Origin of the sequence: Thermococcus sp. JdF3 (genome assembly GCF_012027495.1) — an archaeon.
Lineage (GTDB): Archaea > Methanobacteriota_B > Thermococci > Thermococcales > Thermococcaceae > Thermococcus.
This window is the reverse complement of the sequence record NZ_SNUK01000001.1, coordinates 367071-389700: the sequence shown is the minus strand read 5'-3', so window position 1 is coordinate 389700 and position 22630 is coordinate 367071. Positions and strand designations below refer to the sequence as shown.

The following is a 22630-nucleotide window of genomic DNA, read 5'->3' as shown; positions in this document are numbered from 1 at the left end:
CCCAAGGGTTTTTAGGTTCCGGCGGCAATACATAACGCACAGAGAATAAAAAGGTGGTTGCCATGGTTGAGAAGTTCGTTTCAGCCGAGAGGCCCCAGACGGAAGAGGGTTATCAGTATCACATAGCCTGCAAGCCGGGGGACGTTTCGAGGTACGTCCTCCTGCCGGGAGACCCCGAGAGGGTGCCAAAGATAAGCTCCCTCTGGGACGAGGCGAGGGAGATAGCATTCCACAGGGAATACAGAACGCACACCGGAAAGTACAAAGGCGTGCCGATAAGCGTGACCTCGACGGGAATAGGCGGCCCCTCGACGGCGATAGCGGTAGAGGAGCTGGCCGCGATAGGCGCGGACACATTCATCCGCGTTGGCTCCACCGGTGCAATCCAGCCGGGAATGGAAATCGGAGACCTGATTATAGCGAAGGCCGCCGTGAGGCTTGAGGGGACATCGAAGCAGTACGTCCGCATTGAGTATCCTGCCGCTGCGGACCTCGAAGTTACCCTCGCCCTTATCGAGGCCGCGGAGACTTTGGGCGTGCGCTACCACATCGGTATCACCGCCTCGACCGACAGCTTCTACCTCGGCCAGGGAAGGCCGGGACTCAAGGGATACTTCCCGAGCTTTGCGAAGAACATAATGGACGACCTGAGGCAGGCCAACGTCACCAACTTCGAGATGGAGGCCGCGACGCTCTACACACTTTCCAGCATCTACGGGCTGAGGGCCGGCTGCGTCTGCTCCGTCTTCGCCAACAGAGTAACCAACGAGTTCGGAAAGGCCGGGGAGAAGGAGGCCGCCCTCGTTGCCAGCGAGGCCGTGAAGATACTCGCGGAGTGGGACGAGGAGAAAGAGAGGGCAGGAAAGAAAGTCTGGTTCCCGGGGCTGAGGGGTTGATATGGACACAAAACTCCTCACCGTCAAAAGCCTGCTGGCAGAGAGAAAACGAGAAGAGGCCCTAAACATTGCAGAGGACATAACCGACAGATACTGGCGCGACTACGCCTTCAAATGGGTGGCCGAGGCCTACGCCGAAAACCCCGAGAGGGCCCTGGAGATAGCCCAAAGAATCGTGGCCCCCACCATAAGAGACGAGGCCCTGCGCTCCCTCTCGTATTTATTTTCAAAGGCGGGGAACTTCAAAGCAGCCCTCGAGGCGGCGAGGATGATAACAAATCAGTTCACACGGAAAAAGGCATTTAGGACTGTGAGCAACTACCTCGCAAAGAGCATCATACAGAAAGGCGTTTCAGAGGTAAGGCTGAGTGAGCTCGATCTCACTGACCGCGACATCGAGGATCTGAAGCCCCTCCCGTACGGACTGGCGTACAAGGACGGAAAGATAATGCCGGGCGCCAAAATTCTGCCGATCAAAGGCGAAATGAAGATGGGAATAATACCGCGGTTTGAAAAAAGGCTCGAGGGCAGAACCCCCCCAAAGCCGGTTTTCGCGGGGGAAAATACCGAGAAAACCGAGTACGTCTCAGAGTACATACTCAAGCTCATCGATGGGGGAGACCTCGAGGGGGCAAGGAAACTCGCCAAGGGGCTGGCCGAGCCCATGAGAAGCGCCCTGCTGGAAGAGATTGGAATGAGGTATCTCAAAAGGGGCAACGTTGAGACCGCCGAGAAGATATTCGAGGAACTGGTGCGAGCGGACATGCTGGGGGCAGCACTAATCGGGGTTCACCCCGAGGACGAAAACAGGATACCGTACTATCTCTCCAAGGTGTACAACCCCGCGACCAGACTTTTGGTTATCTACGAAGCCACAAAGAGGAAGGGTGTGAGGGAGGACTTCCTTAGAAGAACCCTTCTCTGGGCCACGGATGAATGGAAGCTCGGCAGGATTTTGAAGTTCCTGGCGTTTGAAATGCTGAACGAGGCTAAACGTACCGGCGATGATGGCCTGAGAAAAACCTCAAAAAGCCTCTTCGAGCTGGGAAAACGCATAGAGAAGGGTTCACTCATTAAGTCGTGAACTTTTTTTGAAGGGACATTCGGGGAAACACGTCAGCGGTTAGAACAGGGATTGTGGCGCCCCGGCGGGGATTCGAACCCCGGACCTCAAGGTCCGCAGCCTTGCGCCCTATCCAGACTAGGCCACCGGGGCACTTGCCAGCTAAACCTTCCGGAGAACGCTTTATAAATTTAACCGTCCCGCGGGACCGAAAGATTTATAAATCACCCGCAGGTGAGTATGTAACGGGCCGCGGAGTGCGGTGGTAGTCTAGCCTGGTCTAGGACAGCGGCCTGCCACGCCGCTGGCCCGGGTTCAAATCCCGGCCACCGCACCATTCCAATTCTCCGGCAAGGCTTTCCGGGCAGGTATTATGTGCGTCTTTTGTGGAGCTTCCCGCGGGTGACTTTTGTTCCCGGCGTAAGTCCGCAGAATCACCTTCTAAGAAAACCCGATCCCGGCAAACGCGTTGCTCAAGTGTTCTCCAAATAGAGCAAACAAAAGGGAAGTGAAACCGCACGACCCCTCAGGTTCTCAGCTTCGCCAACGCATCCTCAGCCGCTTGGAGTATCTGGTAGCCAACAGGAGAAGCCGTTAGGAGCGGGTGGGTCGCTATCTGGAGGGTGTAGAGCTCGCTCGCGGTGAGTCTCTTCTGTATCGCGAGGGCGAGAATGTTTATCATCTCACCAACGCTCTTTCCACCAGCTATCTGTGCCCCGAGTATCGCTCCCCTGTCGCGGGAGAAGATGAGCTTAACCGTCACTATCGAGGTGTCCTGGAACTTCGCCGGATGCCTGTCGGGGCCTTTTCCATAGCCAACTATGACCTCGAAGCCTTCCCTCTTGGCGGCCTCCTCCGTCAGCCCAGCGGCGGCCAGTGTGAGTCCCGCAACGTGGGTGGAGTAAACGCCTATCGTCCTTCTGTTCTCGCGAACTATCTGAAGCTTGAAGAGGTTCGCACCGGCTATTCTGGCTTCGAAGGTGGCGGTCGAAGCAAGCATCAGACCGTAGGGCTTGCCCGTGAAGAAGTCCCTGTGCTCCACGCAGTCGCCGACGGCAAAGATGTCCGGGTGAGAGGTTCTCATGTATTCGTCGGTCCAGATGCCGTAGCGCGTAACCTTGAGGCCCGCCTTGACCGCCAGGTCAACGTTCGGGCGGTAGCCGATGGAGAATATAACGAGGTCCGCGGGGAGCTCGCTTCCGTCGATGAGCCTCACCCGCTCGACACTTTCCCCACCAAGGATCCGCTCAACCTGCCCATAGACGACCTTTATGCCCCTCTCCTCAAGCCGTTCCGCGACCATCTCGCTGAACTCCCTATCGAAGGAGCTTCTCAGGAGCCTGCTCCTCACGAGAATCGTCACGTCCTTTCCGAGCTTTCTTATCTCATCGCCGACCTCGAGGGCTATGAAGCCGCCGCCAACGATGACGACCCGCTCCGCAGTTTTAACCCTCTCGCGGAACTCCTTCAGGTAGCGGTAGTCTTTCGGGACGGTGTAGACTCCCTCCAGCTCCGAGCCCGGGAACTCCGGCTTCACGGGTTTTGAACCGGTCGCAAGGACGAGCTTCTCCCAGGCGATCTCCTTCCCTGAGGCAGTCCTCACGAGCTTTGCCCTCGGGTCGATCTCAGTAACCTCATCCGTCAATATGTCCACGCCAAGAGGCTCCAGGAACTTCTCGACCGGGAGAATGTCATCGTCAACACTATTCAGCGTGCCAAAGATGTACGGGATGCCACATGGAATCATGGCGATATCTTCCCTCTTGATGACCAAAACGCTTTTGTCGGGGTAGAACTTCCGGGCCGAGATCGCTGTGGTCAGGCCCCCGGCGCTCGCTCCTATGATAACAACATCGTACTTCATGTTAGACCCCCCTAAAGGTTTTCGGCTATATTTACACACCAAAGGATTTTAACCTTTCGTTAACCTCTGGTTCAAAACGCGGGTACTGAAGGTTTCAGCGATGAAGAAAAAATAGCAGGGGAGTCATTCCCCGGTCGCACCCTTCAGGGCGTCCTTACACCCACAGTGCCTCTCCTTCGGGATGTACTTGATGGACTTCATGAGGAGGTACTTTATCTCCTCGCTCTTCTTGGCCATAAGTTCGACGACCTCGGTGTGGGTGAGCTTCTGAGTGCTTATGCCGGCGGCGAAGTTGGTGACGATGGCGACGCTGGCGTAGCACATCTCCAGCTCCCTAGCCAAGGCGGCCTCGGGGCACTGGGTCATGCCGACCAGATCGGCGCCGAGTATCTTGAGCGCCCGTATCTCCGCCCTAGTCTCGAACCTCGGACCCTCCATGCAGGCGTAGGTGCCCGTTGGGTGATAGTCAAAGCCAAGCTCCTTGGCGGCAGTTATCAGTGCCTTCCTGAGCTCGGGGCAGTATGGGTCGGTGAAATCGACGTGGGCAACGAACTTCCTGTCGTGGGGGCTCTCGTCACCGTCGTAGAATGTGTAGTGCCTTGTCTTGGTAAAGTCCAGAAGCTGGTCGAGAACGACGAAGTCACCCGGCTTCATGGCCTCGTTGAGGGAGCCGACGGCAGACGTGGAAAGAATCCTCTCCACACCGAGCTCGTAGAGCGCCCAGATGTTGGCGCGGTAGTTTATCTTGTGCGGTGGAACGCTGTGCCCCTCACCGTGCCTCGCGAGGAAGGCTATCTCCTCCCCGTCGTACTCCCCGATCTTCACCCTGACCCTTCCATAGGGGGTGTTCACGAACTCCTCCCTGACGTTCTGAAGCAGCTTGGGGTCGTATACTCCGGAACCTCCAATAATGGCTATCCTCGGCATAGCATCACCTGGAAGATGAAAGGGCGGCGGTCTTAAAACGTTAGCCCTTTTCCCAGAGCCCCCTCTGGTACTCCGCCCGTTCCTCAATGTCCTCCCTAACCTCACCATCAGTCTGGAGTTCCAGTATCTTCGTCAGTATCTCGCTGAGAAGCCAGGAGCCCCACTTGGCGTCCTTCACCTCGAGGGCGGCGTCAATGGCCCCGTCTATATCCCCTGCATTGAGCTTCGCCACGGCTATGCTGCCAAAGGCCAACGAGCGGAGGTAGTGGCCGCGAACGCGGGAGGCGAATTCCCATGCACCGTCAAAGTCTCCAAGCTTGGAGAGGTACGTGGCGACTTTGACCCGGACCGCGTCGTCTTTAGTCGCGTCTCCAATCCTCCTGACCAGGTCAACGTACCTCCGATCGATGTTCCCTGAGAGAAGTCCCACCATTATGCGTCCGGCCAGTTGTTCAAACTCTTCCCCCTCGACACGGTCAAGGAGTCCGGAGAGGACGTCTGTCTTGTCGAGTGAGGTTTCCACTATGCCCTCAAGGACGGCCCAGCGCTGCTCCGGGGGAAGCTTCTCCACGATGTTCATCACAAAGTCCAGTTCCCCCTGGTTGCCCAGCCCAACAAGAAGGGATTTCAGCACATCAAAACCTGTCTCGCCCGAGAGAGACAGCGCTATATCAACGAACTTCTCGTAGGTGGCCTTCGGAACGTCGGAGTGTTTGAGATGAACCGCAACTTCCCTCATCGCCTCTCCAAGCCAGTACTCGCTCTTAAGCTCCGAGAGCACCCTGATCGCGCTTCCAAACTCCTCCCTTTTGAGGTGGGTTTTTATGGTCTCAACCGCGGCGATGGAGTGCCACGGTTCACCCTCAATGCCCTCAACGACAAGTCTGGCCCTGCGCATGTTGCCACGTTGGAGGTACGCCCCGAGTATTTTGAGCAAACTGTCGTTCCGCTTTACCTGATCCTTAATGTCACCGGCATAAAAGAACGCATCGTCAATCCGCTCGAGGTTCAGAAGTTTCGATACAAGTTCCAGAAGCAGGTCATCCCTCACAGGCTGGGGAAACCCAACAATCGCATCATGTGCCTGCTGAAACACCTTCATCGCGGTTTTGGGGTTTACCGAATTCAAATAGAATGCGATCTCTATGAGGGCCTTTGCCATCACTACGGGATTCTCTATTATGGACGCGGCATTTACGGCGTACTTAAAAGCGCTTTTGTATTCGGGGTCTTTAACCCGATACATGTAGTACCCAATTTTAGCGTAGGTAACCGCTCGCAGATACTTATCCCTTATGTCGGAGGCCAGTCGCAGAGCCTCGCGATAAACGTCAGCCGCCATTATTTCCACCGGAAAATTTACGACACGGAAGTATTTAATGGTTTCCAACGGTCAAAACAGAACAGGCACAATTAGTCAAAAAGCGAAAGTTCAGCCAAGGTCGTCGTAAACGACACCGACGACCTCACCATCGTCAAGGGAAACGAAGCTTACTTTTGTCTTTTTGCCGCTCTTGGGGTCGACCACAACAAAATCTGGCTTGGACAGGTAGTTACTGCGCGGCATCCTCCAGGCATCGCCGTAATGAGCCTTTAACTCCCTCAAAAACCTTTCCGCATCTTTCCGAATTATCGTTGTCATAGATATCACCATGAGCATATACCACTTGAAAATATAAAAAGGTTTCTAATAGACATTCGTCAAAGATAATATCGTCAATCGTCTATTTTTCCGCCCCTCACACAGAGCAGTGAGCCCCTCTCGACACCAAGCTCGCGGGCGATTGGAGGGCACTTGGCCTTGAGGAGGAAGAACACCCTACTGTCCCCCAAGTCGCTCAGGGTCTCAAAGTTGGCCTGTCCCTTGGCAATTATGACGTCGGCGGCGTTGAAGATTCTCCGGAACTCCTCGGAGGCGTATTCCAGGGGAGTACCAGGGAGCCGGGAGCCCGTGGAGACGACCCCAGCAAACTCGTCGAACCCCGCCTCCAGCAGGTCCCCGACCGTGGCGTCATTGATTATTGGGCCGTCCTTCGCGGCCACGTATATCCTCAGGCCAGGAAATCTCCCGCGTATGAACTTGAGCAACAACCTGTCAAAGTACACCTCCCCGCAGTTATCGGTGAGGTAGAGCAGCACCCCGGCGTTCTCGAGCGCCCTGAGAAGCTCATCGCTGTGGTCTATGCTAAGCTCCTCCCCGGTTACTCCAATGATGTCCTTCTCTATCTTTGAGGGGTCGTAGCCAACGGCGAAGTCTATGATGTTGCCCGCTATCGCCAGCTTGAGGGCGGTTTTGAAGTCCCCGGGAACCCCGAGATCCCCGGCCGCCCTTCGGGCCAGCTTTGTGGAGGTCTCCTTGTAACCGCTGAACGGGTCATCGTCCCCAAGGAAGCGGTACAGTTCAAGGAATAGCATGCCCCCGCTCACCGCGGGAATAGAATCCTCTCCGAAGAGCTCACCGAGTTTTCCAGCCACGAAAAGCATGGCCCTCCTGCGCTTTTCAAAGTCTCCTGCACTCATTTCTGTTATTTTCTGAGCCTGATTAACAGCACAGGCAATGCACTCGTAGTGAATCCTCATGACACCACCGGGGTAAAAATAGAACCGCACCTTATTAAAGTGAGGGATGATTCAACCATCAAGCCCTCAGCGTTTCAACGTACGCGAGCTCCTCGGGGATGGACTTACGCTTCCTCCTCTCCATCTCCCTCTCGAGCATGTACCCGTACAGATGGGCCATCCACATCATCTGTGTCACCTCCGTTCCGCCATTCCCAGTAATATATGGTTCTGTAGAGGTTTAAAAGCTTTGTCGGCCCGCAAATTTCCACAAATGACCTCTAGAGTTCTTTACTCCTTCAAAAAAGCAGCGTCGTCCGCCTTTGTAGTTAAATGCACATATATGTTCGATGAAATCTGCTCTGACGTTCCCGATTATGGAGAAAGCGCACATTAGAACATTGCATTGTTCCGGGAACCGACCCAACTGTTTATAAACTTTGGAGACGCCATCACTACGGTGAGAGAAAATGGCCCTAGAGAAGCTTGGGAAGGCACTGAACAGCGCCCTGAAAAAGCTCGCCCGCTCGAAGACCGTGGACGAGGCGACGATAAAGGAGGTAGTGCGAGATATACAGAGGGCACTCATCCAGGCGGACGTTAACGTAAGGCTCGTTCTCCAGCTGACCAAAACCATAGAAAAGAGGGCCCTTGAGGAGGAGCCCCCTGCAGGAGCCTCAAAGAAGGAGCACATAATCCAGATAGTCTACGAGGAGCTGACCAAATTTCTCGGAAAGGAGGCCAAGCCCCTCGAGGTGAAGGAGAAGCCCACCGTCCTGCTCACCGTTGGAATCCAGGGTTCAGGTAAAACAACCAGCGTGGCGAAACTTGCGAGGCACCTCCAGAAGAGGGGCTATAAGGTGGGTGTCGTCTGCTCGGACACCTGGCGTCCGGGCGCTTACTACCAGCTCAAGCAGCTCCTCGAACCGTACGGAATAGAGGTCTCCGGCGATCCCGAGGAGAAGGACGCGGTCAAACTTGCCCGCGAGGGCGTCGAATACTTCAGGGAAAAGGACGTGGATGTCATAATCGTTGACTCCGCAGGAAGGCACAAGGAGGAGTCCGGCCTTATAGAGGAGATGAAGCAGATAAGCCAGGCTATAAAGCCCCACGAGGTCATACTTGTCATAGACGGAACAATCGGGCAGCAGGCGTATAACCAGGCCCTGGCATTCAAAGAGGCAACGCCAATAGGCTCGATAATAGTCACCAAGCTCGACGGTTCGGCCAAGGGGGGTGGGGCCCTCTCGGCCGTCGCCGCAACTGGCGCCCCGATAAAGTTCATCGGTGTTGGCGAGAGGATAGACGACCTCGAAGCCTTCGACCCGAAGCGCTTTGTTTCGCGGCTCCTGGGAATGGGAGACATCGAGGGACTTCTGGAGAAGCTCGAGGAGCTCCAGAAACAGCAGGCCGTCAGCGAGGAAGACCTGGAGAAGTTCCTCAAGGGTAAGTTCAACCTGAAGGACATGTACGCCCAGCTCGAGGCGATGCAGAAGATGGGACCGCTGAAGCAGGTTCTTCAGATGATCCCGGGACTGGGCTACTCCCTGCCGGATGACGCCGTCAGGGTGGGTGAGGAGAAGCTCCGGAGGTACAGGATAATCATGGATTCCATGACCGAGGAGGAGCTCGAGCACCCGGAGATAATCAACTACTCGAGGATCAAACGCATAGCCCGCGGCTCGGGAACCAGCACCGCCGAAGTAAGGGAGCTCCTCAACCAGTACAATCAGATGAAGAAGATGTTCAAGAGCATGGACAAGAGGAAGCTGGCCAAGATGGCCAAGAGGTTTAACTTCGGGGGGTTCGGAATATGATGGAAGCGTTTGTCCTGGTTGTTGTTAAGCCCGGAACCGAGGAGAAGGTCTATGAGATACTCCGGGGCAACGAGAAGATAAACGAGATATACAGGGTCTATGGGGAGTACGACCTGATTCTCCGCGTGGAGGTCGGCAGCATAGATGAGCTGGACAGGTTCCACGACGAGGTTCTGAGGAGGATAAAGAACATCGAAATGACGGAGACGCTGATAGCGAGCTCCTACAGGGGGTGAGGGGTTGGAGAGGCGGTGGGTCGCCACCATCGACCTCGAGACCCTGGAGGTCGAGCACGACCCCACCTTTAAATTTAAGTGCCTCGAAAACTGCGGGAAATGCTGCTACGAGCTGGAGATACCCATCCGGGATGAGGATATAGCCAGGATAGAGGAACTGGGCTACAGTGCCTGGGAATTCGTGGACTACGATAAGATGTTCTACCGCGGGGACAAGTTCCTCAGCTACGCCCTCAAAAAGCGTCCCTTCGACGGGGGCTGCGTTTTCCTTGATCCCGAGACCATGCGCTGCAAAATCTACGACCACCGACCCCTCGCGTGCAGGCTCTACCCATTCGTCTTCGTGAAGCACGGAAAAAAGATGGAAATCTACGTCAAACAGGACTCCTTCTGCCCCGGCATCGACCATCCCGAGGGGGAGCCCGTGACGAAGGGGTTCCTCCTCAGGGAGTACGGCGACGTTGTGGAAGAGTACCGCAGGAAAGTTGTGAAGAGCCGGGAGTGACCGAAACCTATTTATACATTTTCTTGTTAATTCAGGGGCACCGGAGGTGAGAGCATGAGTCAGCTGAAGTCCGTGCAGGAGAAGCTGAGACTGGTCAGGGTGCTCAGACTGCTCAAGAAGACCTACACCTACGAGGAGCTCTCCAAGATAACCGGCCTCCCCATCACCGTGCTGAACAGGTACGTGAGGGGAAAGGTCCTGCCGAGCGCCGAGAGAACGAAGGAGCTCCTCAGTCTGCTCCTCCCGTACATCAACGTAGAGGAGGAGGTCAGGAAGAGGATAAAATTCGACGAGTACGGGTTCTTTGACAACATGCCCGTCCTCAGCGACACGGCCCTGATGAGCCTCATAGCGGAGGACGTGGCGAGCAGGTACATGGACAAGAACGTCGATAGGGTCCTCACAGCCGCAACGGACGGAATAGCCCTCGGCGTCCACGTGGCGAGGGAGCTGAACGTCGATGTTGTCTACGCCAAGAAGAAGAAGGAAGTCGGTGTTGAGAAGTTCTACGAGGTCAGCTACGTGCCGAGCGCCTCGGGAAGCGTCACGACGCTGTACCTCCCGCAGTGGGCCCTCAAGAAGGGCGAAAACGTCCTCATAGTTGACGACGTCATAAGGAGCGGCGAGACGCAGAGGGCGCTCCTGGAGATGTGCCGGCAGGCGGGGGCGAAGCCCGTCGGGATGTTCTTCCTCATAAGCGTCGGGGACGTTATAGAGCGGCTGCGTGAGGAGTACAGCATCCCCGTGGAGAGCCTCATAAGGCTGGAGTGATTCCCATGAAGGTGTTCATATACAACGCCGACGGCCTGACGATTCCGGTGGAGGTCGAACCCGGCCTCCCTTTTAAATTCAGATGCACCGAGGAAGAGTGCGGGAAAGAGGTGGTCATAGAGGGAGTGGTGCGGCACGCGGAGGAGGCAGAGTTCACGCGGGTTCTCAGGAACACCATCGCGGAAAACCCCGACTTCAAAAAGATACTGGAGATAACGGCGAGAAACCTGATTTTTGAGGGCAAAGTCAACGGGAAGGAAGTCATCCTTCCGGTTGAGAGCTTCGACGACTTTGCGAAGCGATTCCTGGACGAGGTTCTAGTCCTCCGTTAGCTTTAGCCTCGTGTCCTCTTTAACCACCTGCATCGCAACGCTCGTGTTCGTTTTTTCCACCCCATCGAGAGAGAGCAGCCACTTAACGAAGCGGTTCATGTCTGCCCTGTCCCTGAACTTCGCCACCAGGACTATATCGAACTCACCGGTTATGTCGTAGACCAGCATTACCCTTTCGTTTTTGGCTATCTCGCGCTCTATATCCAGGATGCGCCTCCCCTGGGCCTTGACACCTATAACCGCGGTCAGCCCAAAGCCAAGCTTCTCGTAGTCAAGGATCGGGGCAAATCCCCTGATTACACCCTCCTCCTCCATCTTTTTGATGCGGTTGTACACGGTTCCAACGGCCACTTTGAGCTCCCGCGCTATCTCACGGTACGACAGGCGGGCGTTTTCCTGAAGCAGTGAGAGTATCCTTAGGTCAAGTTCGTCCACCGTATCCCACCCCCTCCCGAGTAGACCGTAAACTTTAAATACCCTTCCCTTGGAGGGAATAGCGGGCAGTGGACCGGTAGCCTAGCTAGGATAGGGCGGCGGCCTCCTAAGCCGCAGGTCCGGGGTTCGAATCCCCGCCGGTCCGCCATAACCTGTTCTGCGTTGAGTCCGAATTCAAAAATTCACACCCCCATCTTGACCCCTGATATGGAGGCGCGCAACCTATCACCGCTTAATTCTTTCAACAAACAACACCCTTCAAAGTGGGGAACTTTCCAAAAGGCGCCAGAACACGTTCTTGAAAAGGAACTGTGGTGCGGGGGAGGGGATTTGAACCCCTGAACCCCTGCGGGAGTGGATCTTGAGTCCACCGCCTTTGACCAGGCTCGGCAACCCCCGCACCGTGGCAGAGTGTATAAACCGTCGAAAACTTATAAACTTAACTAACACCACGAATCAGTTCAAGCAAAGACCTGACTACTGGCAACTCAAGAAAGAGGAACACTCCAAACGCCATCAGGAGAAGGTACTTTGATACGAAAACACTCGCCTGGAGAATCAGTGCGGCAATGAGGGGAAGATAAACATAGGGAGAGATCCCAAGCAAGCTCTTTGAGTAATAAACCACGCCGGCAAGGATGGTCGCATACGCCAATAAAAGACCCCCCATCACACCCACAGACCCCGTAACTGGCACCAGAAGGAACCATGAAACGAGAGCCACCCCCGCTCCAAGGAGAGAAACCAGGGTCCCGCGTTTTACGTAGGCAGTGGAGTTGAGGGCCACTATACTTGGGTTGTACGCCACATAAATTTCAATGGCCATCAGGGCCAGGTAGAAAGATGGGCCGATTTCAAATCCAAAGACCGCTGACAGAATTTCCCTGCCGAAAATCATGAGGATGAAAACCAGACTCCCAGTGATTAACACTATAAACTCCGTAACCTCCTCCGCCAGGTTTTTAACGTATCCTCTCTCGGCCCGACCGTGTTTATACGAGAACATCGGCATTATCGCGGACTGAAGAACCTGGGGGATGTACGTCAGCAAAAAAACTGCGGAGAGAACAGCGGACACCTCTCCAGCAGCCTCAGACCCAAGAAGACGCTCGCTCATGAAGTAGGGTCCCTGAACCAGAAAGACCCCCGACAGGGTTCCCAAGAAAGCGAAAGAGGAATACGTAACCATCAGCCTGAGGTATTCCCAGCGAGGCCGTACCACAAAGCCAGCGACCCATAGGTACACGGCGGAGACAAAGGCTATAACGCCCAGGAAAACCAGGTATGGCGCAAAGACATCGGGAACAAGGAATCCTAAGGCAAATCCAATGAAGGAGACCACTATCACATACGCGTAGTGCTCCCCCCGGTGAATCCCGTACAGGAAGCTCCGAAAGGTCAGCTGAACGGCGCGGAAGACAGCCAGCAGGGAAAGGTACATGTTAAACGGAAGGAGCAACAATCCAATAACGGGCATCAAAAACGCGGGCAGGGTAATGGAACGCACGGCATCTATGTCATCCCTCCCAAGGAACTCCGAGGAATACTTACCGAGGGCCACCGCAAAAAAGCTCAGCGGTATTGCCACAAAAAACGCCTTTGAGATGAGTGAATTGGCCGTTCCAAGAACGTCCACACCAAACCGTCTGGCTATTATTACACTATACAGGAACCTGCTGAGGCCCGTTATTCCAAGGGCAACTATGGAAGCCAGGGAGTGACGTAGCAGGACCCTACGTTCATAGCTCATGGAAATAATAAACAGGTGCCGGATTTTAACCTTTGTGGAATCCCAGCGCAAAGCCTCCAGCGAAAGCGGCGGTACCGGGCAGGAGAGCTATGAACTTCTGGCTCGCGGTCATTATTTCGTGCGTCCAGTCGCCAACGAGATTGAAGAGTCTGTCCTTATCGATTATGAGGACACCCTTCTGTTCAAGCCACAGCAAACTGGCAACGTAGGCACCGATGAGGGCAAGTGCCAGCTTCATCATTTTTTTGACGGCGTAGCCGGTTACAAACCCAACCACCGCCCCAACTCCCATGTCGCCCATCATAGCGTTCAGGTCGAACTCCATTCTACCACCCTAAAATCCTTGCACTTCATCGGATAAAAACTTGTTGCCAAAACGTTTAAATTAAACGGAGCCAAAATATTTACAGATCATAAAAGTCGGGTGAGAGCATGACAACCCCCATGGAAAGGCTCAAGAACAAGATAACTAAAGAGGTTCTCTGGCTGTACATACTCCGGCTACTGCGGGAGAGGCCCATGTACGCCTACGAACTGAAAGAGAGGATAAGGGAGGCATTCAACTTCGAGCCCGCGACCGTCAGCTCATACGTTGTCCTCTACAAGCTCGAGAAAGATGGGTACGTTACCGCGGAGTGGCAGGAGAGCCAGACGGGAAAACCCTCCAGGAAGTACTACAAGCTCACCCCTGAGGGAGAGAGGCTCCTTGAGGATGGAATAGCTTTTCTTGAGGACATGGTTGAGAAGCTGAAAGGTGTCTGAAGGGGGCAACCTCGCCCGCAAATAATTTTTGCGTTTCTGAAGGGTTCTCCAGAAAAGCATAGAACTGAGAAGCGTAGAAATAGGAAGCAAAAGATTGGGACTTCAGCGTCCCATTCCACCGCGCGGCTCTCTCGCCTTCGGGCGGAGACCCTTGTAGCCGCACTTCCTGCACTTCTTGGCCTTCCACGGGTTAGTGGCACCGCAGCGCATGCACACGTACTTCCTAAAGATTCTGGCCTCAGCCTCGGGGAATCTCGCCATCGTGATCACCTCATGATCCTAAACCGTCTTCACCTACACGACTCGGCTTTTAAAGCTTTGGTGCGGGGGACGGGATTCGAACCCGCGTAGCCCTTCGGCAGCGGATCTTAAGTCCGCCCCCTTTGGCCAGGCTCGGGCACCCCCGCGCGAGGGAGTGTAAAGCGAGGGGCGTTAAAAATCTTCCCCTCAGGTCCTGATAATCCTCATCTCGAAGTCCTCGACCGGAACCTTGAAGTCCTCCCTGCTCTCGATCTCCTTCCTGTTGTAGAGTATCTCCCTCGCGAGGATCCAGTAGATGAGAGCAAGGGCCTTCCTACCCTTGTTGTTGGTCGGGATCGCAACGTCAACGTAGCTGAGGAAGTTCTCAGTGTCGACGAGGGCCACTATCGGTATGCCAATCTCGATGGCCTCCTTCATGGCCTGGTGGTCGGCCCTCGGGTCGGTGACTATGAGGGCGTCCGGCTCCATGAAGTTCTTGACCTGCGGGTTGGTCATGGTTCCCGGGAGGAAACGGCCGGGTATCGAGCGGACACCGGTAACGTCACCGAACTTCTTGACCGGCTTCTGGCCGTAGAGCCTGACGCTGACGGCGAGAATGTTCTCGGGGTCGAACTTGGCGAGGAACTTGCCGGCGACCCTGAGCCTCTCGTCGGTCTTCCTGACGTCAAGCACGTAGAGGCCGTCCTGCCTGACACGGTAAATAAACCTCTTCATGTCCTGGGTCTTCTGCTGGGTTCCGATGTGGACACCGGCGGCAAGGTACTGGTCGAGTGGAACGAGGTATTCCTCCATTTTTCACACCTCCTCATCCTTCAAAGGTTATTATCCTACCCCTTTCACCCAAATCTTCGGCTATGCGAATCAACTCGTTCAGCTTGGCGATGGAATCCTTGCGGAGCACCATCGCCGGACAGCGAAGGCCCACGGCTACGTGGGCCAGGGCCTCGTCGGAGGACTCGTAGCGAGCCTCCGCGAGGATGGGGGTTATCCTCTCCGACTTCGCGTCGTTCACGAGGTTGTATAAGTCGGTGAGCGTGCCCAGGTTTATCGGCTTTATCGATAGGGCATTGTAGTAGCGCCTGTCCAGTATGTCCTTCTCGCGGAAGAGGTGCTCGCCGTCAACGAACACCTCGTGGGTACCTGCTATCAGCTCAAGGAACAGCTCCTCATCGCCGAGGGGCTTTATGTAGGCCACGTTGTTGTCCTCGACTACGGAGAGCACTTCCTCCATATCCATTGGAACCCTCTGCACGAGGCCGAGGGCAACCTCGAGGCCGAGTTCGTCGGTTGCTTTCTCGGTGGCCTTCGAGAAGGCCTCCACCGTTCCGGCCTCTGCATGTTCAAGGACCTTGTTAACCGCATCGACGACGTCGGTTATCTCCATGAGGTCCCTGACCATGACGTAGTAGTCGAAGGCCTCACCGCTCGCAATCTCAAGTATGGGCACAGGAAGTTCGGTGGTGAATGTGCCACCGATATAGTTGTAGAGGGGCATTCTCTTGACGCTGGCAGCGGCTTTGGCAACCGCCATCGAGACTGCCAGCGCAGTATTGGCCCCAATGTGGCTGAAGTTATCGGTGCCGTCTATCTCCCAGAGGTAGCTGTCTATGAGCTCCTGCTCGCTCGAGTCGAATCCTATGAGTTCCGGCCCTATTATCTCGTCGACCTCACTGACTGCCCGGTGGGCCTCCGCTATGTAAAGGCCCGGGTTCTCGTCCACGGGCGCGGCAAAGCGGCCGAAGCCGGAGCTCGTCACAACGTCTACCTCAACGGAGTATCTGCCACCCTTGAGCACCGCAACCCTGCCGATCACGTTCTCTATCACGGTCATCTCTCATCAGCTCGGCCTTATTACGGTGAGCGGGATTATTCCTTTTTCAAACTCGAGCATCGCGGCGTCGAGCGGCGTGATTCCTTCCGGGACGTCGATGAGTATGGGCGCACCCATCGCTATCTGGAGGGCCCTTGCTCCGATGATACGGGCCTTCTCAAAGCGGGTATACTTAAACATGACTACCACCCCTGCCTTCCACATTCCGCATCAAACATCCACTGCAAACATTTGGTGGGGCCGCCGGGATTTGAACCCGGGTCTCCGGCACCCCAAGCCGGGAGGATAGACCAAGCTACCCCACGGCCCCCCAAGAAGTGCGGTTTTTAATACACCCTGTACTTCATGGCGCTATCCACGAGCTCGACGTGGCTGAGGAGGGTCCTCCTGCAGCAGTATCTTTCGATCCCGAGGTCGTCGAGCACCCTCTCGGGATCCTCGCCCTTCCCAACGCGGGCCTTAAACTCGTAGTATTTATCTCCTATGACCTTTCCACACGTGAAGCACCTGACGGGGACTATCACCCGTATCACCTTCTCCGAATATTAAAGGAAAGCGGTCAGCGGTAGGACTTCTGCCTCTTGGCACGCGGACCCTTGGTCGAGCGGTTGGGCTTGTGCATCTCGGTTCTCCTGCTGTCGCCGACGAGCATGGTCCTGTCGTACTTCATGAACTTGTCCTTGAGGTTCATGTCATTGGTCCACTCGACGAGAGCCCTGGCTATGGCAACCCTAGCGGCCTCGGCCTGTCCCATGAAGCCTCCGCCCTCGACCTTGACGTCTATGTCAACCTTGCCAACTATCTCCTCTCCGGCGAGGACGAGCGGCTCCATGATGGTGAAGCGCGCTATCTCCGGCTCGATTATCTCAACCGGCTTGTGGTTGATCCTGACGCGACCCTTTCCTTCCCTGATGGTGGCCCTCGCGATGGCCGTCTTCCTCTTACCAGCAGTCTGGATGACCTTCATCTTCTCTCACCTCAGAACTTTCCACCGAGGAACTTGGCAACCTCGCCAACGGTAACGTACTTCGGGGTTGCGATCCTCGAGCTGTGGGCCTCGCTTATCGTCTCAAGCTCCCTGCCCTCGAACTCCTTCGGAACGCCGACGTAAACCTTGAGCCTCTTGAAGGCCTTCCTTCCGCGGTCGGTCTTCCAGGGGAGCATTCCCCTGACGGTTCTCCTGACTATCTCGTCGCTCCTCTTCGGGTAGAACGGACCCTTCCTCGGGTTGGTCCTGGTCCTCAGTCCGGTCCTCTGCTTGTACTTGGCGAAGATGTCCTCGCGGTTTCCGGTGATGATGGCCTTCTCGGCGTTGACTATGACGATTTCCTCGCCCTCAAGGAGCATCTTGGCGACCTTCGAGGCGAGCCTTCCGAGTATGAGTCCTTCAGCGTTAATTATCCTCATGGCCCATCACTCCATTATGATTACTCCACTACCCTTCGGGTTTCTCTCGATGAGCTCCTCAATCGTGAGGACCTCTCCACCGGCCTCGACTATCTTCCTCTTGGCAGTCTCGCTGAACTTCCAGGCGGCAACGGTGACCTTGTGCTCGAGCTTTCCTGCACCGAGGACGTTTCCGGGAACGATGACGGTGTCGCCGTCCTTGGTGTAGCGGTTGATCCTGCTGACGTTCACCTCAGCCCTCTGCCTCCTGGGCCCCTCAAGGCGCCAGGCAACGTCCTTCCATATCTTAACCCCTTCCTCGTTAGACTTCTTTCTGAGGTAGCGGATGAGCCTCCTCAGGTTGATGTCAGTGGGTCCGGTTCTCTTGACCATGAACATACCTCCTTAACGCTCTCTCGCAGGTGGGAAACCGACAGGTCCAACGGGGTGAGCGTAAATACTGGTGCGGGGGCGGGGATTTGAACCCCGGAACCCCTACGGGACGGGACCCTGAATCCCGCGCCTTTGGCCAGGCTCGGCTACCCCCGCGTCAGTCGGACGCTAATTTATGGAGTTCGCTTATAAATCTATCGCTCTTCCTCATGAGGATTTTGAGGGCTATGGTCACGATTTCCTCAACCGGAAGTTCCCCATTGGTCTCGACGGTGAAGACAAAGGCACCGGGCACCACCTCTTCCCGGATCCTGTCCCCCTCATAACCCTCAAACTTCCTCGGGAGGTAGAAGGCCTTAATGGTCGTTATGATAAGCTCTTCTCCGGTCTCCTCCACCGGAAGACCGCGCCTCTCGGCGAGCTCTTTGAGCTCCTTCCAGTCAGGGACCTCCTTGCTCACGTGAATCCTGGTGAGGTACTTGTAGTAGACGAAGCCGGGCTGCCACTTGGCATGGTCCTTTCCGCGGCCGAGTCTTGCATAGGCGTTAAACGTAAGCCTCTGGCCCTCGGCAAGCTTAACTATTGGGATGTTGGGGTTGGCGGGCTTCACGCCCTCATCGCTGCTCTTAAGGTCACCGGAGTAAACCATTCCGGGACCCTCTGCCTCGAGGGAGAGCGTAACAGTGTACTCGTCAAGCTCCAGTGAATCGAGGGAGAACCTCTCGTGGGGAGTGGTGAGCGGTATCATACCCACCCTGTGGGCGATTATCTCGTCGAAGAGGGCGGAATCGTTCTCGAAGAACTCAACCTCATCCACCGCAAAGGTGGGGACGTCCGCGAGGATGGTCCTCCTCAGGGCATTGGCGAAGGGTACATCAACTCCCTCGACGATGAACTTAATCGAGTCCTCCCTTTTCTCAAGAATCTGAAACTTTGGCTCCATCGGCATCACCAAAAAAGAAGTTGTGGGAATCAGACGCGCCTGCCCCTTCTTCCGCCCTTCGGCCTGGTGCCGTCGTGCGGAATCGGGGTGGCGTCCTCAACCCTTCCGATCCTGAGGCCGGCCCTGGAGAGGGCACGGATGGCGGCCTGAGCACCCGGTCCCGGGCTCTTGCTCCTGCTTCCACCGGGGGCGCGGACCTTGATGTGGACTCCGGTGAAGCCCTTCTCCATGGCCTCCTCGGCGGCCCTCCTGGCGGCGATCATAGCCGCGTACGGGGAGGGCTCGTCCCTGTCAGCCTTGACGACCATACCGCCGCTCCACCTGCTGACGGTCTCGGCCCCGGTGAGGTCGGTGATGTGGATGATGGTGTTGTTGTAGGAGGAGTAGATGTGGGCAACGCCCCACTTCTCCTTCTTCTTGAGGTTAACCTGCTGGGTCTGCTCGCTCATGAGGCCTCACCCTGCTTAGCCTGTTCAATAACCATCCTCTCGGGGTGGCTCTCCTTAGCGAAAGGAGAGGTCTTTGAATAGGTGATTGTGTCTTCCTCCTCCCTGAGGACGAGGTAGCCAGGAGAGCGTATTATCTGGCCGTTTATCTCGATGTGGCCGTGAACTATGAGCTGCCTGGCCTGTCCAATGGTCCTGGCGAGGCCCTTCTTGTAGACGAGAGTCTGAAGGCGCCTGTCAAGGACGTCCTCAACCGTCAGGGAGAGAACGTCATCAAGGGCAGCATCGGCCGGAAGGAGGCCAAGCCTGTTGAGCCTCTGGAGGAGCTGGGTCCTCTCAACCTCGGCCTGCCTGCCGCGGGCGGCAAGGAGGCGCCTGGCCCTACGCCTGAACTCCTTGAGCTGGGTCTCGTGCCTCCAGAGCTCCTTCTTGTTCTTGAGGGCGTACTTCTTCATGAGGACTCTCTCGCGGTCGAGCCTCTCCTTAATCCAGGGGTGAGAGGGAGTCTCGTACCTCTTCCTCTGCCTCTTGGGGTCTCCCATCTACATCACCTCACTTCTTCCTTCTGCTCACACCGAGGGTGCTGCCGTGCCTGAAGTTCGACCTGGTCCTCTGGCCGCGGAGCGGCAGTCCAAGCTCGTGCCTTATGCCGCGGTAAGCCCTGATTCTCCTGAGCCTGTTGACGTCCTCACGCCAGGCCATGACGAGCTTGGCGGTGATGAGGTGCATGTCCTTGCCGGTCTCGTAGTCCTTCTGCCTGTTAACGGCCCAGGCGGGGATACCGTGGGCGATCGGGTCCTCGAGCACCTTCTCAATCTTCTTGACCTGCTCGTCGGTCAGGTAACCGGTCTTCATGTACGGGTCGATCCCTGCAACCCTGAGCACCATAGTGGCGAAGTTTATGCCGATACCCCTGATGCCCGTAAGGGCCCATCTCAGCTGCTTATTTCCGTTCAAATCAACTCCCGCTACACGGACTATGTGTCTGAAGTTGTCCGTCATTACGAATACACCTCCATCTCAATCCTTCAGAGAGGATTTTGGCGCCGGGACGGGGATTTGAACCCCGGTGTCCATACGGACACGGGCTCTCAAGGCCCGCGCCATCCCAGGCTAGGCGATCCCGGCATACACGCGGTAGCCGCTCCCCTTAACCAGCTCTCTCACTTCGGTGAAGTGGTCATCCATTAGAGCCTTAATATACTTTGCCCCCTGCTTCGTCTTAATCACCAGCTGCAGGAGGCCTCCATCGTTGAGATGCCGGGGAGCGTTTATAACTATTTCCCTCAGCACTTCCTTCCCCGCGTGCACCGGGGGATTAGTGATGATCGCGTTGAACCTTTCGCCCCTGACGGGCTCGTAGAGGCTTCCCCACCTCACCTCGGCGTTTCTAACGCCGTTGATTTTTAAGTTTTTCCTCGCCATGCTTACGGCCCTTCTGTTCACGTCGGTCATCACCACGTATTCAACGAAGCGAGAAGCCACTATCCCAATCGCCCCGTAGCCGCAGCCCAAATCGAGGATGCGCCAACCCTCATCGAGTATCATGCTCTCCACGAGCAGTTCAGTGCCGCGGTCTAGCTTCCCGAAGGAGAACACACCACTGGCCGTTATGAATTTAAAGCAGCCCCCTCTAATGCAGACCTCTACGGTTTTCGTCCTCAGCGGAACGTTGGGCTCTTCAGAGTAGTAGTGGCTCATGTGCGGTGGTTCGTTGATGGGTTTATAAAGGTGAACCCCCGGCCAAGCGCCAGAGGGTGTTCCCCGCAACGGCCCCGGCGAGCATGAACACTGTTCCGAGTGACATAACGATTAGAACCTTCTTAATCCCCAGCGGTGCCGGATTCTCAATCTCCGGGGTGTGGGCCGATAGTATTATGCCGTAGAGACCCATCGCACCCCCGCCGAGCAGCACCAAGCCGCTCCAGGCACCGTTCAAAACTGTCTCAATGAAGAACCCAAAGAGTGCTCCAAAGAGAAAGAACTCACCGCGCGACATCGGTAATATACGATGGGCCAGGTAAAGCCCCGTTCCAATCCCTATGAAAACCGGAACGGCCATCGTCAGGTCGTGCGCCAAGCTCGTCGCCTTTCCTCCCAGCCCGCCGCCGTTCATGGTCACCAGCGTTTCCTCAAACAGCGCCATCAGAAAAACGGCAAAAAGATACGCAGCACCGGGATTGTCTTCAAACCAGTTCGATTTTCCAAAAATCTTAGGTACAGTTACCGCCGCGAACCACACGAGGAGGAGTATCACCGAACTGAGAACGTTTCTGATGGAGTACTCAAGAACACCGAGGAGCAGAAAGAGCAGAACATCGAGCCAGAACCAGAGGAGGACAAACCTTACGAGGAGCATTACCCCTCGAGGCTCAACCGGGGAAGAAAAGGCATCAAAAAGCAGTGAGAGTCGAGACAAATCCCTCACCAGAGTTTGGGATACCAGTCCCTCGGCATGAAGACCTTGTCCACGTCTACCGCTATTCCCTTGCTTCTCTGGAGCATCTCGCCGCTCGTCATGGTGGCCTTGCCCAAAGCCACGAGTTCGTCTTTAAGGGTCATGACAGCAACGAGGTCGCCCCTTTTGATGCCCTTGTTGAGCTTCACTATTCCCGGAACTGCCAAATCTGCGCCGTAGGTTACGGCGGCAACGGCAGAATCCCTTATCCATACCTTGGGAAGGTGCTCCACCGCCTTCTCCATGGGCTGGATGGCCTTCCTGAAGTACTCCTCGATGCCGTCGTCCTTCCAGAAGTGATAGTAGTCGATGAGGTCGTGAAGGGTCACCAGCGTCTCGTCCTCCTTGAAGGGTCCACTTCTGGTTCTCCTCAGCTCGGCCATGTGCGCTCCAACCCCGAGGGCAAGGCCAATGTGGTGGATAAGCGACCTTATGTAGGTTCCGGCCTCAACTCCAACGCGGAAGAGCACGTCCCTGCCATCTATCTCGAGTATCTCGATGTAGTAGACCTTTCTCGTCCTCAGCCTTCTCTTGACCGCGCTCCTCAGGGGCGGCCTCTGGATTATCTCTCCCTCAAACTCCCTCATCACGGCGCGGATTTTGTTCTCAGGGACGTCGCCGTGAAGGTGCATCAGAGCCACATACTCCTTTCCGGCGGGCAGGAGAGCCTGAACCACCCTCGTGGCCCTTTCAAGGGCGACGGGAAGAACACCGCTGACCTTGGGGTCGAGTGTTCCACCGTGGCCGGCCTTGTTCAGGTCGAAGAGCCTCTTGATCCAGGCAACAACCTCATGGCTCGTCGGCCCGGGGGGCTTGTCGAGGTTTATTATCCCGAACTGTATGTGCATCTCCAGGGGCCTTTTCTCCGGCGGGAAGCCCCACTTTGGATTCGTCTCCGCCTTCTCGTCCCTAACCAAAACCTCTCGCTTTATGTCAGCGGGAAGGATCCTCCTCACTTCGTCCCTCGCCATGAGCATCACCCGATGAGCGTTATC

Annotated in this window: 31 protein-coding genes and 8 tRNA genes; 10 read left to right on the top strand and 29 right to left on the bottom strand. The window is 55.9% G+C overall.

Annotation, left to right across the window (positions count from 1 at the left end; translation table 11 throughout):
* The first annotated feature begins 62 nt into the window (after window positions 1-62).
* Both udp and E3E42_RS02100 read left to right on the top strand, forming a co-directional pair.
* A complete protein-coding gene (gene udp, locus E3E42_RS02105) occupies window positions 63-896 on the top strand; it encodes a uridine phosphorylase (RefSeq protein WP_167902416.1) in 834 nt (277 codons plus the stop codon).
* A gap of 1 nt (window position 897) precedes the next feature.
* Window positions 898-1980: a tol-pal system YbgF family protein gene (locus tag E3E42_RS02100; protein ID WP_167902415.1), complete on the top strand. Its 1083-nt coding sequence runs from the start codon at window positions 898-900 to the stop codon at window positions 1978-1980.
* A 54-nt stretch (window positions 1981-2034) separates the two neighbouring features.
* On the opposite strand, the gene E3E42_RS02095 is transcribed toward E3E42_RS02100, so the two are convergent.
* Window positions 2035-2112: transfer RNA gene (locus tag E3E42_RS02095), tRNA-Arg, on the bottom strand.
* 106 nt (window positions 2113-2218) lie between these two features.
* Here E3E42_RS02095 and E3E42_RS02090 point away from each other — a divergent pair.
* Window positions 2219-2296, top strand: a tRNA-Gly gene (locus tag E3E42_RS02090).
* Window positions 2297-2485: 189 nt separating this feature from the next.
* Here E3E42_RS02090 and E3E42_RS02085 read toward each other — a convergent pair.
* From E3E42_RS02085 to E3E42_RS02065, 5 genes are all read right to left on the bottom strand, one after another.
* A complete protein-coding gene (locus E3E42_RS02085; protein ID WP_167902414.1) occupies window positions 2486-3823 on the bottom strand; it encodes an NAD(P)/FAD-dependent oxidoreductase in 1338 nt (445 codons plus the stop codon).
* A gap of 123 nt (window positions 3824-3946) precedes the next feature.
* Window positions 3947-4750, bottom strand: coding sequence for an S-methyl-5'-thioadenosine phosphorylase (gene mtnP / locus E3E42_RS02080; protein WP_167902413.1), 804 nt, complete (start codon window positions 4748-4750; stop codon window positions 3947-3949).
* Window positions 4751-4790: 40 nt separating this feature from the next.
* Window positions 4791-6092: a hypothetical protein gene (locus tag E3E42_RS02075; protein ID WP_167902547.1), complete on the bottom strand. Its 1302-nt coding sequence runs from the start codon at window positions 6090-6092 to the stop codon at window positions 4791-4793.
* A gap of 90 nt (window positions 6093-6182) precedes the next feature.
* The gene (locus tag E3E42_RS02070) at window positions 6183-6392 is read right to left on the bottom strand and encodes a hypothetical protein (RefSeq protein WP_167902546.1); all 210 of its coding nucleotides are present in this window, start codon (window positions 6390-6392) and stop codon (window positions 6183-6185) included.
* Window positions 6393-6466: 74 nt separating this feature from the next.
* Window positions 6467-7330, bottom strand: a complete 864-nt coding sequence (locus E3E42_RS02065; protein ID WP_167902412.1) for a damage-control phosphatase — start codon at window positions 7328-7330, stop codon at window positions 6467-6469.
* 449 nt (window positions 7331-7779) lie between these two features.
* Between E3E42_RS02065 and E3E42_RS02060 the strand changes: the two genes are divergently transcribed.
* The 5 genes from E3E42_RS02060 to E3E42_RS02040 are packed head-to-tail and all read left to right on the top strand — an operon-like array spanning window position 7780 to window position 10970.
* The gene (locus E3E42_RS02060) at window positions 7780-9126 is read left to right on the top strand and encodes a signal recognition particle protein Srp54 (RefSeq protein ID WP_167902411.1); all 1347 of its coding nucleotides are present in this window, start codon (window positions 7780-7782) and stop codon (window positions 9124-9126) included.
* On the top strand, window positions 9123-9362 hold the full coding sequence (locus tag E3E42_RS02055; RefSeq protein WP_167902410.1) for an Lrp/AsnC family transcriptional regulator: 240 nt from the start codon (window positions 9123-9125) through the stop codon (window positions 9360-9362). Before E3E42_RS02060 ends, E3E42_RS02055 begins: the two co-directional genes overlap by 4 nt.
* Before the next feature lie 4 nt (window positions 9363-9366).
* A complete protein-coding gene (locus E3E42_RS02050) occupies window positions 9367-9867 on the top strand; it encodes a YkgJ family cysteine cluster protein (protein WP_167902409.1) in 501 nt (166 codons plus the stop codon).
* 54 nt (window positions 9868-9921) lie between these two features.
* Window positions 9922-10638 (top strand): phosphoribosyltransferase family protein, encoded by a 717-nt coding sequence (locus E3E42_RS02045; RefSeq protein ID WP_058938205.1) that lies wholly within the window; start codon window positions 9922-9924, stop codon window positions 10636-10638.
* Between the two features lie 5 nt (window positions 10639-10643).
* Window positions 10644-10970: a hypothetical protein gene (locus tag E3E42_RS02040; protein ID WP_167902408.1), complete on the top strand. Its 327-nt coding sequence runs from the start codon at window positions 10644-10646 to the stop codon at window positions 10968-10970.
* Here E3E42_RS02040 and E3E42_RS02035 read toward each other — a convergent pair.
* Window positions 10956-11405, bottom strand: a complete 450-nt coding sequence (locus E3E42_RS02035) for an Lrp/AsnC family transcriptional regulator (protein WP_058938207.1) — start codon at window positions 11403-11405, stop codon at window positions 10956-10958. The genes E3E42_RS02040 and E3E42_RS02035 overlap by 15 nt on opposite strands.
* Before the next feature lie 70 nt (window positions 11406-11475).
* On the opposite strand from E3E42_RS02035, the gene E3E42_RS02030 reads away from it, so the two are divergent.
* Window positions 11476-11553: transfer RNA gene (locus E3E42_RS02030), tRNA-Arg, on the top strand.
* 164 nt (window positions 11554-11717) lie between these two features.
* On the opposite strand, the gene E3E42_RS02025 is transcribed toward E3E42_RS02030, so the two are convergent.
* From E3E42_RS02025 to E3E42_RS02015, 3 genes are all read right to left on the bottom strand, one after another.
* Window positions 11718-11805: transfer RNA gene (locus E3E42_RS02025), tRNA-Leu, on the bottom strand.
* A 39-nt stretch (window positions 11806-11844) separates the two neighbouring features.
* Entirely contained in the window at window positions 11845-13155 is a 1311-nt protein-coding gene (locus E3E42_RS02020) for a lipopolysaccharide biosynthesis protein (protein WP_167902407.1), read from the bottom strand.
* Between the two features lie 25 nt (window positions 13156-13180).
* Complete coding sequence (locus E3E42_RS02015; protein ID WP_058938237.1) at window positions 13181-13480, bottom strand: FUN14 domain-containing protein; 300 nt, start codon at window positions 13478-13480, stop codon at window positions 13181-13183.
* 107 nt (window positions 13481-13587) lie between these two features.
* On the opposite strand from E3E42_RS02015, the gene E3E42_RS02010 reads away from it, so the two are divergent.
* Window positions 13588-13917: a PadR family transcriptional regulator gene (locus E3E42_RS02010; RefSeq protein WP_167902406.1), complete on the top strand. Its 330-nt coding sequence runs from the start codon at window positions 13588-13590 to the stop codon at window positions 13915-13917.
* Between the two features lie 102 nt (window positions 13918-14019).
* On the opposite strand, the gene E3E42_RS02005 is transcribed toward E3E42_RS02010, so the two are convergent.
* The 19 genes from E3E42_RS02005 to E3E42_RS01915 form a co-directional block, all read right to left on the bottom strand.
* Window positions 14020-14178 (bottom strand): 50S ribosomal protein L40e, encoded by a 159-nt coding sequence (locus E3E42_RS02005; RefSeq protein ID WP_014012517.1) that lies wholly within the window; start codon window positions 14176-14178, stop codon window positions 14020-14022.
* Window positions 14179-14236: 58 nt separating this feature from the next.
* Window positions 14237-14324, bottom strand: a tRNA-Leu gene (locus E3E42_RS02000).
* A 40-nt stretch (window positions 14325-14364) separates the two neighbouring features.
* Window positions 14365-14970, bottom strand: coding sequence for a 30S ribosomal protein S2 (gene rpsB / locus E3E42_RS01995; RefSeq protein ID WP_167902405.1), 606 nt, complete (start codon window positions 14968-14970; stop codon window positions 14365-14367).
* Between the two features lie 13 nt (window positions 14971-14983).
* Window positions 14984-16009, bottom strand: coding sequence for a hypothetical protein (locus E3E42_RS01990; RefSeq protein WP_167902404.1), 1026 nt, complete (start codon window positions 16007-16009; stop codon window positions 14984-14986).
* A gap of 6 nt (window positions 16010-16015) precedes the next feature.
* Window positions 16016-16189 carry a DNA-directed RNA polymerase subunit K gene (locus E3E42_RS01985; RefSeq protein WP_014012520.1) on the bottom strand — a complete coding sequence of 58 codons (174 nt, stop codon included), beginning with the start codon at window positions 16187-16189 and terminating at the stop codon, window positions 16016-16018.
* Between the two features lie 52 nt (window positions 16190-16241).
* A tRNA-Pro gene (locus E3E42_RS01980) sits at window positions 16242-16319 on the bottom strand.
* A 16-nt stretch (window positions 16320-16335) separates the two neighbouring features.
* Window positions 16336-16533, bottom strand: a complete 198-nt coding sequence (locus E3E42_RS01975) for a DNA-directed RNA polymerase subunit N (RefSeq protein ID WP_167902403.1) — start codon at window positions 16531-16533, stop codon at window positions 16336-16338.
* Window positions 16534-16568: 35 nt separating this feature from the next.
* Complete coding sequence (locus E3E42_RS01970) at window positions 16569-16976, bottom strand: 30S ribosomal protein S9 (RefSeq protein WP_058938241.1); 408 nt, start codon at window positions 16974-16976, stop codon at window positions 16569-16571.
* Window positions 16977-16987: 11 nt separating this feature from the next.
* Entirely contained in the window at window positions 16988-17416 is a 429-nt protein-coding gene (rplM, locus tag E3E42_RS01965) for a 50S ribosomal protein L13 (protein WP_058938242.1), read from the bottom strand.
* 6 nt (window positions 17417-17422) lie between these two features.
* The gene (locus E3E42_RS01960) at window positions 17423-17788 is read right to left on the bottom strand and encodes a 50S ribosomal protein L18e (RefSeq protein ID WP_167902402.1); all 366 of its coding nucleotides are present in this window, start codon (window positions 17786-17788) and stop codon (window positions 17423-17425) included.
* A 68-nt stretch (window positions 17789-17856) separates the two neighbouring features.
* Window positions 17857-17944: transfer RNA gene (locus tag E3E42_RS01955), tRNA-Leu, on the bottom strand.
* 1 nt (window position 17945) lies between these two features.
* Complete coding sequence (locus tag E3E42_RS01950; protein ID WP_167902545.1) at window positions 17946-18731, bottom strand: DNA-directed RNA polymerase subunit D; 786 nt, start codon at window positions 18729-18731, stop codon at window positions 17946-17948.
* 29 nt (window positions 18732-18760) lie between these two features.
* Window positions 18761-19180, bottom strand: coding sequence for a 30S ribosomal protein S11 (locus E3E42_RS01945; protein ID WP_139680167.1), 420 nt, complete (start codon window positions 19178-19180; stop codon window positions 18761-18763).
* Entirely contained in the window at window positions 19177-19719 is a 543-nt protein-coding gene (locus E3E42_RS01940) for a 30S ribosomal protein S4 (RefSeq protein ID WP_167902401.1), read from the bottom strand. Before E3E42_RS01940 ends, E3E42_RS01945 begins: the two co-directional genes overlap by 4 nt.
* Window positions 19720-19729: 10 nt before the next feature.
* Window positions 19730-20179 (bottom strand): 30S ribosomal protein S13, encoded by a 450-nt coding sequence (locus E3E42_RS01935; protein ID WP_139680165.1) that lies wholly within the window; start codon window positions 20177-20179, stop codon window positions 19730-19732.
* 39 nt (window positions 20180-20218) lie between these two features.
* Window positions 20219-20305 (bottom strand) — tRNA-Ser (locus tag E3E42_RS01930).
* Window positions 20291-20878, bottom strand: coding sequence for a class I SAM-dependent methyltransferase (locus E3E42_RS01925; protein ID WP_167902400.1), 588 nt, complete (start codon window positions 20876-20878; stop codon window positions 20291-20293). The genes E3E42_RS01930 and E3E42_RS01925 overlap by 15 nt, the downstream gene beginning before the upstream one ends.
* 22 nt (window positions 20879-20900) lie before the next feature.
* A complete protein-coding gene (locus E3E42_RS01920; RefSeq protein WP_240913593.1) occupies window positions 20901-21536 on the bottom strand; it encodes a hypothetical protein in 636 nt (211 codons plus the stop codon).
* Between the two features lie 65 nt (window positions 21537-21601).
* On the bottom strand, window positions 21602-22606 hold the full coding sequence (locus E3E42_RS01915; protein WP_167902398.1) for an RNA-guided pseudouridylation complex pseudouridine synthase subunit Cbf5: 1005 nt from the start codon (window positions 22604-22606) through the stop codon (window positions 21602-21604).
* Between the last annotated feature and the right edge of the window lie 24 nt (window positions 22607-22630).